Genomic DNA, 14636 nt, shown 5'->3' with positions numbered 1-14636 from the left:
ACTTCCACTTTACGGCACAGTTATGCGCAAGGGATTTCTCACAAACGGATGGGGTAATTTTCACACATACCCATAAAACACTCACAGAGAGGCGTTTTAATGTGTTTTTTCTGTTACATCACTCGCATATTCGGAGGGATTTACCCCGTATTGTTTTTTGAAACAATCACGGAAATACTGTAGATCGTTGAACCCTACTTGGTAGGTGATCTCAGAGATGTTGAGCTGGTCCTGGCGAATAAGCTGTGCAGCTCGTTTGAGTCGAATGGATCGGATGAATTCATTGGCCGATTGACCAATGAGTCCCTTGAGCTTACGGTAGAGTTGCATGCGACTCATGCCGAGTTCTTTCCCAAGATCATCCACATAAAATTCGGAATTAGAAATATTCTTTTCGATAATAGCCACCGCTTTGGTGATGAACTCTTCTTCTTTGGAGGCGATCACGACGTTTTTAGGCTCAATATTGAACGTACTTTTGTTTTGCAGCTGCCCTCTGATTTGATCTCGTGTATGGAGGGCATTGCGGACACGTAGGCTTAGTAGCTTAGGATTGAAGGGTTTGGTGATGTAGTAGTCTGCCCCAATCTCAAACCCATTGAGCGCACTGTTGTTGGAGGCTTTGGCCGTCAACAGGATCACGGGGATATGGCTGGTTTTGACATCTTGCTTGATTTCTTGGCAGACCTCAAACCCGTCTTTCTCTGGCATCATCACATCAGAAATAATCAAGTCTGGAATTTGCTCCTTGGCAGTGACGATTCCCTCTTGACCATTTTCAGCCAAAACAACTCGGTACTCTGACTCCAATATACTCTTGATGTAGAGACGTATATCACTGTTGTCCTCCACCACAAGCACCAGCGGCAGCTTATCGTCCTCCTCCTCACTGAGTGAATCATTGGATGAGGTCGATTTGAACACCTCCTCCTCCAACTCATAGATGCTGGAGCGCCCCTGCTGTGTATGTGTCGATTCGTCTACATCGACAAAATCATCTTCGGAAAACAAGGCTGTCCCCTTGAACAAATGCACTTCGAAGGTTGTCCCCTCATTCTCTTGGCTCTTAAATCCAATGTGTCCATGATGCAAGTCTACCAGTTCCTTGGTCAGTGACAATCCTATACCTGTCCCTTTGCTTTTCTTGGTTTTGTGATCACGTACGCGATAGTATCTGTTGAAAATGTAATCCTGATCCTCCTTAGGTATCCCTATCCCATCGTCCTGCACTTCGATCACAACTTTGTCAACTTCTTCTCTCAGCGTCACTACGATCCGGCCATAGTCGTTGGTGTACTTGAAAGCGTTGGAGAGCAAGTTGACCATGATTTTTTCGAGCTTGTCTCGGTCAAAAGTCAGCAACAACTCCCCCCTCGGGAAATCAATCTTGTAAGCCATGTTGTTTCGGCTAGCCAAGGAAGAAAAAGAATGAATGATGGGTTTCAGAAATGACAGCACGTCGATGGTCACTAGTTCCAGTCTCATTTTCCCTGATTCCAATTTGGAGAGTTCGAGCAGTTGATTGATGAGGTTGAGTAAATTTTCGGCATTGCGGAGCATCATCATCACTTGCTCCCTCGAACTTTGAAACGTATCGTTTTCCATCATGGCCTTGAGCGGGCCTAAGAGCAAAGTCAGTGGCGAGCGAAACTCGTGTGAGATGTTGGCAAAGAAACTGGATTTCATCTGATCCAGTTCTTGCATTTTGGCTAGCTCCATGTGCTCGACCATGAGTTTGGACTGTAACCGCTCCCGATTGATAATAGTCTGAAACGCCCAAAACAACAACCCAAAGCCAAACAACGCATACAAAACATAGGCCCACGTAGTATCATACCATGCCGGATGAATCACCAAAGACAATGTGGCTTCCTGTCCTGACCACTCTCCCCCATTGTCCGTTCCTTTGACCCGAAATGTATATTGGCCTGCGGGCACATTGGTGTAATAGGCCTCCCTACGATTGCCCGCCAACTGCCATTCCTGATCGTAGCTCTCCAACTGGTAAGCAAATTCATTTTTGCTCGACTGAGCGAAATTGATCTGAGAAAATTCAATGCTAAAATCATTTTGATCGTAGCTAAGTTCTATTTGTCCTCCATCCATCAAATTTCCCTGCAGGAGATCTGCGTTTGATTTTTTGATGGACTCGTTGGATACATTGAAATCCATGATATACATCTCAGGCTCATCAAACTCATCAGAAATCTGATCGGGCATGAGTACATTGAACCCGTCCACTCCCCCAAACAACAGAGCCCCAGAGGATAGTTTGTAACTGGAATTTTTGAAAAACTCTAGCGCCTGTAGCCCATCGTCTAGGTCAAAGTTACGGACCTTTTTCTCTTCGGGATCGAATCGTATCAAGCCTTTGTTGGTACTGAGCCAGAGCAAGCCATGATCATCGACTTGCATCGAATGAATCACTTCGTCTGCAAATCCGTCTTGGTACCCATACTTGGTAAACGTCTCCTTGGACTCGTCATAGAGATTGAGTCCACCAGACGTCCCCACCCATATGCGTCCCTTGCTATCCTCTATCACCGACTGTACGGTGTTTTCACTCAGAGTCGTCGCATCATTCTTGTCATGAAAGTAGTGTCGAAACACTCCAGATTCAGGATCCTCAAGCATGTTGAGGCCGGTCCCTTCTGTACTCACCCAGATTCGACCTTTGCTGTCTTGATAGACTTGTCGTGTCGCGTTGGAGCTGATGCTCTCGGGATTGTTTTGATCATGAAGATAGGCCGTATAAGTCTGAGTTGACGGGTCATACCTGAGCAAGCCCCCTCTAAATACCGCAAACCAAATCCTTCCGTTTAGGTCTTCAATGATCGAAAAGACATTTTCCCGATCATGCTGCAGTTTGAAATCATGAGGGAGTGGAAAAGGTTCAAAAATATCTTCTCCCTTTCGCTTCACGAGAGCACCTCCTTGCCAGTTGCCTACCCACACATTTTGGTATCGATCGATCATGATACTGAGTACCTCATCGCTCATTTGCGGGTATTTTTCCTTGGTATAATGGGTGAAACTTCCATGGGACACATCCCAATAATCCACACCTCCACCATCTGTCGCTATCCATACGTTGCCTTGTTGGTCCTCTCCAAACGAGCTCACGGCATTGTGTGTCAAAGTCCGCTCGTCGTAGGGGTTGTGTTTGTAGACTGGGAATTTCCGGTTGCTCTCGTCGAGTTTGAACAGGCCCTTATTGAACGTCCCTACCCAGATTACCCCTTTACTGTCTTCAAAAATGGACCAAATAGAATTGTTTTTGATACTGTATTCACTCTTGGAATCGTAAGCATGCCAATCGTATTGCTTGGTAGCCAAATCCACTGCGCAGATACCGTCGTTTTCGCTCCCAATCCAAAGACGGTTTTGACTATCCTCCATCATGGTCAGTACAAAAGGTTCCTCGCCACGAGAATTGGTCGTCGCGAGATGTTCAAACCGATACTTCCCACTTTTGTCATAGCTGACCCGGTCTACCCCACGATCAGTTCCGAGCCAAATATCGCCTCCTCTCCCAGATACAAGGCATCGAATGACATTGGACGAAGGAGAATTGAGCGCTTCCTCATCGTGCAAATAGTGAATAAAGCGCTTGGTATTGGTGTTGAAAAGATTGAGCCCTCCACCCCATGTCGACACCCAGAGATTGCCTCGGCCGTCTCCTATTACTCCTGTGACAGTATTGGAGGAGATCCCCCACGGATCCAATTCGTTGTGACGGTATTGTACAAAAATTTTAAGTACGCTATCCCACATGTACAAGCCGTTGCGGTCTGTGGCAATCCAAATGTTGTGATGACTGTCTTCGTAAAATGCATTGATCGAGACAGATTCCATTTCTGCAGGGGTGTGGGTCGCTTCGAGTTGAGCGAATGTCTCTGTACTTTCGTCATAGACGCTATAGCCTCCCGACAAGCTCCCCACAAGCAGGCGATGATCCGAAGTGTAATAAAGTGACCGAACGTAGTTACTACTGATGGTCGCACTATCCTTTTCGTCCCGCATGAAGGTCTTCATGTTGAACCCATCGTATTTGTTGAGTCCACTGCGAGTCCCCAACCACAAAAAACCGTTGTGATCTTGTATGATGGACGTGACTGTGTTTTGGGAAAGTTCTTGATCTGGAGACACGAACTGATAATCAGACACCACACGCTGTGCCCGCGTCACGTGCCCCATCATCAACAAGCCTATACAGTATAGTCCCAATCTTTTCATGCTGATACGATATTATGAAAATATATCCAATAATAAGAACCTCCGCAGAGTCACTGCGCAAATTACCACGGTACTTTGGTATATATACCGCTCTTGGCGACATGCCTCCAGACTAGTCTGTGAGAGGCAGATTCTAGGCAGGATCAACCCACCCTACGAGGGTTCATGCAAACATCAGCCTCAACCTTTCGGTTTTGTCCATTCTGAACAAGCCACAAAAAAGAGGATATCACGACTGACACCCTCCTCTATAATCTAAATCAAAAACTATTTTCTACTCTTTTGGTTTGAACACCCAAGTCCACCCTGTACCACCACTATTCATAGGTACATACAAAATCATCTGATCTGAGGTCAAACTGATGAGTGTATACTCTCCATCTGGATTACCACGAGGTTCTTCATTGCCAAGAATCTTTTGATCTCCTTTGACAATGAATTTGCTATAGTCCGAATTAAACGCAAAACCTCCTAAAACACCTGTAGCATCTGGAGCCTCTTTATAAGTATAATTGGCCGCTCCATCTAAATCAAACGTCATCTCTCCAGACACATCTACTGGAGGTGCATCACCAGACCCTCCAGCATTCCACCATGCTGTACCATAAGACGAAGGATCATCACCTGGAGACATATACCACCAGAGACCTCCATCCGCAGGTACTCCATCAAAAACCCACGTTTTCCCTTCCAAATCATCGCCTACCAAGTCATAATATGCCTGAGGCAATGGCTGATCCAATACATCTATCTGTACGTCCACTGTCTTGGAGATGTATTCGGTCTCCGAAGGGTTACCATTGGGCATGTATGCTGTCGCTATATTGTAGGTAAAAGTCGCCTTGCCGGGTATCGGATAGTTGACCTGTACTTCATCGGTATAGGACTCGTTGATGTTGTAATCCCAAAACCCAATCACACCAGGGGTATTCATTTTGATGGTCAAGCCATTGCCCCCTTGTGTAGACTGTATCACCTCCAACTCTATGTCATCTGGCGTATAACTATTCTTCAGTTCGTCTCGGTCTTCGATCGGATCACAAGCACTCAAGAGTACCCATGCTCCCATCACAAACACTTTTATATTATTCGATAATTTCATGTTTCTGTGTTTAAAGTTTCTACTCACGATTACCATCCTGGATTCTGCTGATAGATCCCATTGGACAGCCTGATTTCAGATTCTGGTACAGGAACCAATCCCTTGGTCTCTGGACGATAGGTCACGCTGTACTTGCCAGCCACTCCCGAATTTCTGACATCCACCTGATCCGAATAGAAATTATTCGCATCGTTTTCGACATCCCCCCAGCGCACCAGGTCAAACCAACGCAGACCTTCAAAAGCAAATTCATGCATTCTTTCTTCTTTGATTGCATCTAGCGAATAAGCTATTGTAGGCAACCCTGCCCTCACTCTCACGAGGTTCATACTGGTGTTGTCTCCGGTCAATTCGGATTGCATCAACAATACATCTGCAAACCTCATGTAAAAGAAATCCTGTGCGGCCCAGAGCTGCAAGGGATCTCCATGGACCATGTTGTAGAGGTAAAAAAACAAGCCTTTGACTCCTTCGGCCCCATCATGTTGAAGGGTCGTGTATTTCTTATTGAACATACCCGTTTCGTGATCCCCTTTGTCTGCTTGATAACCATCTGTTCCTTGGTCTGCTTCTCCCAATTGAAGGATCGATCCCAATTTTCGTTGATCTGTATTGTCCCATTGACTCAGCAGAAGCGGATGAATAGTCCCCCAGCCCCAGCCTTGACCAAACGGCACCATACTGTTGTCTCGAATACCAAAAAACAAACAAATACGATTGTTGTAACTCTGTCCTTTGTCCCAGTCCCAGTTGCCATAGGCATAGCGCAGAGAGAACATTACTTCCGAGTTGCCTGTACCAAAGGTACCATTCGGACCATCCTGTCCAGCCCATGCAAGACCTTCGGTATCTGCCCAAGGCAATACCACCTCTCCCGCTCTCTCGTTGACATAAGAATACGGCCATAGGTTTCTAAAGTCACTTTCCAAGGCATACCCACTGTTGGCAATACAATCATTGAGAGCGGCTATTACATCCGCTTGGGTGATCGTACCTGCACCTTCGGGCAAAGTAATTTCTGTCGTAGCAGTCTTCTCGATATTGGTCATATACCCCGTAAAAAACAAGTATACTCGTGCGAGATATGCCTGTGCCACCCAGCGATTGGCATGTCCATATTCCTCAACAGGAATGGCCGTTGCACTCACGGTGGGCATCAGATCGATCGCCCTCTGCAAATCAGAGGCAATCTGACCATAAGTCTCTGGTATCGTCGCTCTCGGCAAATCGCGTGGTGTAGTACTACTCATGATCAAAGGCATTCCTCCAAAAAACTTAGCCGCTCTAAACAACAAGAACCCTCTCATGAAGTACACCTCACCCAAGGTTTTGTTTTTGTAATCCAAAGCTTCCTGATCCGTATCAAAGTACGGTGCAAAATCGGCTACCTCCATGCCTTCTATGATGTTGTTGGCTCTAAAAATCCCCTTGTAGGTCTCGACCCATAGGTCTTTGTACGTATCCTCGTTGGGATCCTGAAAACTATCCACATTCTTGGCACTCTTGTCGTCTGGACCACCTCCACCGAGCATGAGATCCGAGAGCAGATTGGCTGCCAAATGCTCATCACTATGTACTCCATTGACATACAAAGCATTGTATATACCAGACACAGCCGCATCCATATCATCTGGCGTTTTGTAATACGTATCTGTATTCAATCCATATCGGTTTTCGGCCTCAAGAAAAGAATCATCACAACCCGCCAGTACCAGTAGCATGACTACCGCTATTATATATTGTATTCTATTTATAATCTTCATAATTCAAGCTTTTAGAAAGTGAGATTTACACCCAGCATCACAGTGCGTGGCAAAGGGTATAGTCCTAAATCGATCCCTGATGCCCATAGGGTAGGATCGTCTTCTCCACCTACACCACTAAACGAAACCTCGGGATCCATCCCAGAGTATTCGGTAAAAGTATAGAGGTTGTTGACTGCTACATAAACCTTCGCTCCGTTGATCCAATTTGCATTTTGAATCATATGGGCAAAGTTGTACCCAATCGTGAGGTTGTTGATTCGGACATAGTCCGCATCGTGCATGTAGATATCCGAAATAAAGTTGGTGTTGCGATGTGACGAAGAGCTCAATCGAGGCAATCGATCGGAAGTCCCTTCTCCATGCCATCTACCGAAGATTTCGGTTGTATAGTTCTGATCAAATCGATCTGCAAACGAACGATACGACTGCATCACTTGCTGGCCAAATTTACCTGTCAAGGTCATGTTGGCATATACTCCTTTGAACTCGGCGTTCAGCTGAAGTCCCAACTCAAAATCAGGGATTGGATCGCCCAACATGATTTTGTCGTTTTCGTCAATGACCCCATCGTTGTTTTGATCCACAAAACGAACGTCACCTGGACGTTGATCTGCAAAATACGGCGCATCAGTAGGCCCTTTGTAGTCGTTGACTTCCTGCTGGTTTTGTAAAATCCCGTCCGTCTCATAGCCGTAAAAGAAGCCCATCGGCTTGCCTTCTTCGATACGTGACACATAAGCAGTCCCCTGAGACAACACATTAGGTTCACCCTGAATGATCCCTTCGGCATTGTTGATCTTGGTCACCTCGTTTTTCAAGGTAGCACCACTCATCGTCACTCCATATTTGAAATCACCAATATCGTCTTGCCACCCAATGAGGATTTCGACACCAGAGTTTTTGACATCTCCGCCATTGATGATCGGAGCATCCGCTCCTGCTGTACCTTGCACCGCAGCTCTCAACAACCAATCCTTGGTCATTTTTTGGTACCAATCCACGGTCAATGACAAACGAGAATTTAGAAAATACGCATCCAAGCCTATGTCAATCTGTTCGGAAGTCTCCCATCCCACATCAGGATTCGGGACATTTTCTGGAATAGCAGTTTGTGTACTGACAGGCTTATTGGGACCAAAATAATACCCTGGATCTAAGAATATTATGTTGGTTTGGTACAAAAAGGCGTCTACATTTTGGTTTCCGTTTTGTCCCCAACTCGCTCGCAATTTACCTTGATCTAGGAAGGTCAATCCTGACATGAAATCTTCTTCTGTGAAATTCCATCCAGCGGCTACAGAAGGAAAAGTTCCGTACTTCTTGTCTCCCAAGAAATTGGAAGAACCGTCACGACGAAGGGTAAAATCCACGAGATATTTCTCGTTGTAATTGTATGACAAACGCCCCATGTAGGACAACAGTCCACCGCCATTGGCAGCCCAATCCTTACCCCACGTGTCAATCCCTGTCAAATCTTGTTTATTGACATTGTCTAGATAAGCGTAATCTGGGTCTTGAAATGTCGTATTCGCTTTACTACCTCCCACATTGGCATTGAGTATATCGTTGCGGATCTGCTCGGTCCCGACCATGAGTTGCACATTGTGTGCTCCAAAATCACGCTCGTAAGTAGCAGTTGTCGTCCAGGTAAAAGTAACTCCCTGATACATATCTTGCTGCGCTCCATCCGTTTGGTTCTGATACAGGGTCGACAGAGCATAGGTTGGGCTCCAGGATCGGCTGTTGCCAAACCAAGAATTCAACCCAAACGAAGAGCGTATCCTCAATTTTTTGATAGGCTCCAATTCCGCATACACATTACCCACGATGCTGTTTCCTTTGCCGTACTGGTAGTTGTGTCTATAAAACAATGTGGCTACCGGATTGGTCTGGTCATTGGCGATCCCCTCTATCGTCGGGGTAAAGCCAAATTCGTTGGGCGAACCATTCCAGTATGCTGGTGTCAACGGATTCATCACCAAAGCATCATGCAAATCATTCCAATAAATATTGCCTGTAGCAACACTTCGATTCTGTGTATTCGAATAAGTTAAATTCTCTCCGATCTTCAGTATTACTCGGTCATTCACTTCAAACAACCTAAACTCCGTATTGAGACGGCCCGTCAACCTCTTGTAGCCCGCATCTGTCAAGTCTCCACCGATCAATCCCTCTTGATCAAAATACGAAAAACCGACGGAGTATATCATGCTTTCCCCGGCTCCTGTGATATTGATGGAATGGTTTTGGATCGGTGCGTCTTTTTGAGTGATTTCGTCCACCCAGTCGGTCCCTTCCCATCCTGCTTGTAGCCTTGACCATACATCTTGTCCGAGTTGAGTCCCTGACCCTGGATAGTTGTTTTCCAACCAAGCATTGTTTTGTAAGGTTGCTTCCCAATCCGTAGGTGCCAAGCCATCATTGGTTCGCCCTTCATCCATGATATACATGTACTCTTGTGCGTTGAGTGCAGGTAGTTTTTTGTAGATATTTTGCACCCCATAGTACCCATTGTAACTCACTTGTGGCTTGGCTCCTTTTTGTCCTTTGCGAGTCGTGACCAAAACCACGCCATTGGCTCCACGAGATCCGTAGATTGCAGCAGACGCTGCGTCCTTGAGTACATCGATGGATTCGATATCCGAGGGGTTGAGGTAATTGATATCTACCACTGGCACACCATCCACCACATAGAGTGGGTTTGAGTTGCCGTTGGTTCCCAATCCACGAATCGTCACTTTGGTACCTGCTCCAGGAGACCCGTTGTTTCTCGCGATACTGACCCCGGGCGTGATTCCCTGGAGTGCTTCCATGGCTGTCCCAGTATTGAGCGCCTCGATATCCTCCCCCGTTTGTCTCAAATTAGCCCCCGTTACTAGAGCTTTCTTCTTGGTGCCATATCCGACTACCACTACCTCCTCTAGAGCAGTGACATCATCCAGCATGATCACATCGATCACTGTGCGACCTCCTACTGAGATCTCCTGTTTCTGCATTCCTATAAAGGAGTAAACCAGTACTTGCTCACCCGAAGAAACCTTGAGCGAATAGTTTCCGTCTAGGTCAGTGACCGTACCTGTAGAAGTACCTTGGAGCAGTACACTCACTCCTGGCAAGGTCTCTCCCATCTCAGAGGTAACCGTCCCCTTCACCACAACATCCTGTGCATGCGCGCCAAAACTCAGCAACAGCATCAGCATCAAGGACATTTTCATTAAGCTCCTCGGCTCAATGTCCAATAGTCTAAGTCTAATCATACGTAATAATTTAGTAATAGTAATTTATGTTTAGTAATCCTATCCCAATAATCAGCAATCCTCACAGAAACTGCAATCGGGTATTGTTTCTTTTACAGGAGGCTATCATATCATACCCCCATTCATTGATCACAAACAGGGTTTTATGAGATTTTCTCCGTCATCTCACGTGCATATTCGGAGGGAGTCACTCCGTATTGTTTTTTGAAACAGTCTCTAAAATACTGCAAATCATTGAACCCCACCTGATAGGTAATCTCAGAGATATTCATGGCATCTTGACGGATGAGTTGTTCGGCACGCTTGAGGCGCATCGATCGGATAAACTCATTGGCTGACTGGCCGATGAGCCCTTTGAGTTTACGGTAGAGTTGCATACGACTCATACCCAGCTCGCGACTCAAATCATCAATGTAAAAATCCGAATTGGACATGTTTTCTTCAACGATCGAAACTGCCTTGGCGATAAATTCTTCGTCCCGAGAAGTGACCTTGATATTGGTTGGTTCGATATTGAAGGTATTCTTGTGGAGTAGCTGCCCTCGGATATGGTCTCGTGTACTGAGGGCATTGCGTACCCTTAGGCTTAAGAGCTTTGGGTTGAAGGGCTTGGTAATGTAGTAATCGGCTCCTTGCTCAAAGCCATCTACTGCACTCTCATTGGAAGCCTTTGCCGTCAGCAAAATCACTGGGATATGACTGGTTTTTTCATCTGATTTAATGTCCTTGCACAGTTCTATCCCATCCTTGCCAGGCATCATGATGTCGGAAATAATCAAGTCCGGAATTTGCTCTTTGGCACGCTCTACACCTTGCAAGCCATCTTCGGCCTCTATCACACGATATTCTGAATCCAGAATACTCTTGATGTATTGGAGAATATCTGAATTGTCTTCGACGATCAGTACCAGCGGTAGCTTTTTATTTTCTTCTTCAACTTCACCAAACGTCCCCGCCTGTATCACAGGTTCTTCTGCTTCGTATCTGCCTTGATTCTCTCTATTTTGCACAACAGTCACATCCTCCAGGTCATCAAAATCCTCTGCATCAAACTGCGCCTTCCCTTTGAAGAGGTGTACCTCAAAACTCGTTCCTTCGTTTTCGCTGCTGCGAAACTCTATGTGCCCATGATGCAACTCTACCAGCTCCTTGGTCAACGAAAGACCTATCCCCGTCCCTTTGCTTTTCTTCTTCTTATTGTCTCGTACACGGTAGTACCTATTGAATATAAAGTCTTGTTCCTCCTCTGGGATTCCTATCCCGTCATCCTTGACTTCTATCACGATATGATCGTGCCGGTCATGAAGAATCACTTCTACCCTACCAAAATCATTGATATACTTGAAGGCATTGGACAGCAAGTTGACTACTATTTTTTCTAGTTTGTCTCGGTCAAACGACAGTTCCACAGGGTACTCTGGCATATGCAGCACGTAGGCCATATTGTTTCGATTGGCCAACGAACTAAATGAGTGCAGTATGGGTTTGAGAAATGTCACCACGTCTGTTGTCACCAATTCTAGGCGCATCTTACCCGACTCCAACTTGGAGAGTTCCAAGAGCTGATTGATGAGGTTGAGTAGATTCTCAGCACTACGCAGCATCATGGCTATCTGATCGCTACTACTGGTAAAGTCCCGCTTCTCCATCATGGCCTTGAGTGGGCCCAAGATCAAGGTCAGCGGCGAGCGAAACTCATGTGATATATTGGCAAAAAAACTCGATTTCATTTGATCCAATTCCTGCATTTTGGACAACTCCATATGCTCCAACATGAGTTTGGCTTGCAACCTCTCTCGATTGAGCATGGCCTGAAACACCCACACCACCAGCCCCAACACCAACAATGCATACAGTATGTATGCCCAGGTGCTGGCATACCAAGGAGAATGAATCACGATCCGCATGGAAGCCTGTTTGTCACTCCATGTACCTCCATTGTCTGTACCCTTCACTTCAAAAACATACGCTCCAGGTGGCACATTGGTGTAATAGGCCTCTCGACGGTTCCCTGCTTCTTGCCACCCTTGGTCATAGTTTTTTAGCCGATAAGCATATTGGTTTTTTTGAGTTTGGCTAAAATTGATTTGGGAAAACTCAAGACTAAAATCGTTTTGATCATACTTCAGTTCGACCTCTGGCGAATGCATCAAATCCCCTTGCAGCTTTACTTCTTGATGCTTTTTGATAGAGATATTAGAAAGTTTGAAATCCACCAAATACACCTGTGGCTTTTCGAACTCATCGGAGATTTGACTTGGGTCAATGACATTGAACCCCTCTACCCCTCCGAAAAGCAAATCACCATTGGACAAGCGATAACTCGAGTGCTTGAAAAACTCCATGGCTTGCAAGCCATCGTTGAGATCGAAATTACGTACTTGAAGCGTACGGGGGTCAAAACGAATAATTCCCTTGTTGGTACTTAACCAAAATACACCTTCCTCATCGATTTCCATCGAGTGGATCACCTCATCAGCAAAGCCCTCTTTGATTCCAAATCGACGAAAGTTACCGGTCTCTTCGTCGTAGGAGTTTAACCCTCGAGAAGTACCAACCCAGACCTTATGCTGCACATCCTCTAGGACACATTGGACGGCATTGTCACTCAGTGAGGTACTGTCTTCACTATCATACTTAAAACAACTAAAACCTCCTAGATTTGGATCCTCCAGCAAATTGAGTCCAGCCCCCTCGGTCCCTACCCAATACCTCCCTTTATTATCTTGATACAAGTGCCTGACCAAGTTGGAACTGATGCTGGCAGGGTTTCGTTCGTCGTGAGAATACGACTGGTAGCTACCACTCGCTGGATCATACATGAGCAAGCCACCTCGAAACACTGAAAACCAAATACGACCTTGTCTATCCTCTTTAATGGCAAAGATATTTTCTTTGTCTCCCTGGAGATCAAAATCATGCTTGAGAGGAAACGCACGAAAGCGATTGTCTCCTTTGCGCTTAATCCATGCCCCCCCCTGCCAGGTTCCCATCCACACATTGTCGTTGCGATCCATGATGACGCTAAGTACCTCATCGACCATACCTGGATTATTTTCTTTGTCATAATGCCTAAATCGGTCCTCCTTGACATCCCAATAATCTAAACCACTGCCATCAGTAGCCACATAGACATTGCCTTCTTCGTCCTCACAAAACGAACTCACGGCACTCTGAGAGAGCGAATGAGGATCGTAGGGATTGTGTTTATATACAGGGAATTTCCAATTGTCTTGATCCAATTTGTACAACCCTCTATTAAAAGTGCCAATCCATACGACTCCCTTGGTATCCTCCCACAAGGACCAAATCGAATTGTTTTGGATTCCATAGCGATGACGAGAGTTACTCGCATACCACTGTCTGTCCTTCGTCTCCAAGTCCATCACACAGACGCCATGATTCTCACTGCCGACCCATAGACGCTGCTGACTGTCAATCAGGAGAGTCAAGACAAAAGGCTCCTCTCCATTGTCACTCTTGACATCAAGATGCTCAAATCGATACTTCCCCTTGTTGTCATAAGAGACCTTGTCCACCCCACGATCCAATCCCAGCCATAGGTCTCCGTTTCTCACACTCATACATCGGATGATATTCGAGCTCGGGCTGGTGACGGTCTCCCCTTTGACAAAAGGGATGAAACGCTTGGTATTGCTATCATATAAATTCAGCCCCCCACCCCAAGTTGACACCCATATATTGCCCCGTCCATCTCCTACGACAGCTGTCACTCGGTTGGATGTGATCCCCCATGCATCATTCTCGTTTCGTCTGTATTGATGAAAAGTCTGCTCCTCCTTGTTCCACATGAATAGCCCATTGCGCTCGGTCCCCATCCATATATTACCTATCTCATCTTCATAAAAGGCCGCAATTGTCGCAAACTCCAATTCATCCGGATGCTTCAAAGCAGGCAGTTTAGTAAAAGTCTCTGTCTCCTCATCATAAACACAATACCCCCCAGCCAATGTCCCTACCAGAATCTTGTTGTCTCTAGTCAATGCCAGTGCACGCACATAATTGTTGCAAAGTGAGAGCGAATCTTCCTCCTCGTACATAAACGTCCTCACATTGATCCCATCATACTGGTTGAGTCCACTACGGGTACCCAACCACAAGAATCCATTGTGATCTTGTATGATGGAAGTGACGGTATTTTGAGACAATTCAACAACAGGAGATACGAATTGATAGTCTGTCACAACTCTCTGTCCCCTTGCCAACTGCAACATCCCCAGACACACAACACATGCAAGCATCAATACCCTCATA

Annotated in this window: 5 protein-coding genes; all 5 read right to left on the bottom strand. The window is 45.9% G+C overall.

The window, feature by feature from the left end; genetic code table 11:
• Positions 1-96: 96 nt before the first annotated feature.
• On the bottom strand, positions 97-4236 hold the full coding sequence (locus tag BFP72_RS02205) for a two-component regulator propeller domain-containing protein (RefSeq protein ID WP_099597551.1): 4140 nt from the start codon (positions 4234-4236) through the stop codon (positions 97-99).
• Between the two features lie 274 nt (positions 4237-4510).
• On the bottom strand, positions 4511-5338 hold the full coding sequence (locus BFP72_RS02200; RefSeq protein WP_099597550.1) for a hypothetical protein: 828 nt from the start codon (positions 5336-5338) through the stop codon (positions 4511-4513).
• 29 nt (positions 5339-5367) lie between these two features.
• Positions 5368-7101, bottom strand: coding sequence for a RagB/SusD family nutrient uptake outer membrane protein (locus BFP72_RS02195; RefSeq protein WP_185123716.1), 1734 nt, complete (start codon positions 7099-7101; stop codon positions 5368-5370).
• A gap of 11 nt (positions 7102-7112) precedes the next feature.
• Positions 7113-10361 carry a TonB-dependent receptor gene (locus BFP72_RS02190; protein WP_221406458.1) on the bottom strand — a complete coding sequence of 1083 codons (3249 nt, stop codon included), beginning with the start codon at positions 10359-10361 and terminating at the stop codon, positions 7113-7115.
• Between the two features lie 143 nt (positions 10362-10504).
• A complete protein-coding gene (locus BFP72_RS02185; RefSeq protein ID WP_099597547.1) occupies positions 10505-14635 on the bottom strand; it encodes a two-component regulator propeller domain-containing protein in 4131 nt (1376 codons plus the stop codon).
• Position 14636: the final 1 nt, after the last annotated feature.

Source organism: Reichenbachiella sp. 5M10, from assembly GCF_002742335.1.
In the GTDB taxonomy this organism is placed as follows: Bacteria; Bacteroidota; Bacteroidia; order Cytophagales; family Cyclobacteriaceae; genus Reichenbachiella.
Note: the sequence above shows the minus strand (reverse complement) of the source record. Positions and strands in the feature narration are given on the sequence as shown.

Bases quoted from the DNA above. Each gene is read 5' to 3' on its own strand.
- BFP72_RS02205 (WP_099597551.1), bottom strand. From the start codon at position 4,236: ATGAAAAGATTGGGACTATACTGTATAGGCTTGTTGATGATGGGGCAC.
- BFP72_RS02190 (WP_221406458.1), bottom strand. From the start codon at position 10,361: ATGATTAGACTTAGACTATTGGACATTGAGCCGAGGAGCTTAATGAAA.
- BFP72_RS02195 (WP_185123716.1), bottom strand. From the start codon at position 7,101: ATGAAGATTATAAATAGAATACAATATATAATAGCGGTAGTCATGCTA.
- BFP72_RS02185 (WP_099597547.1), bottom strand. From the start codon at position 14,635: ATGAGGGTATTGATGCTTGCATGTGTTGTGTGTCTGGGGATGTTGCAG.
- BFP72_RS02200 (WP_099597550.1), bottom strand. From the start codon at position 5,338: ATGAAATTATCGAATAATATAAAAGTGTTTGTGATGGGAGCATGGGTA.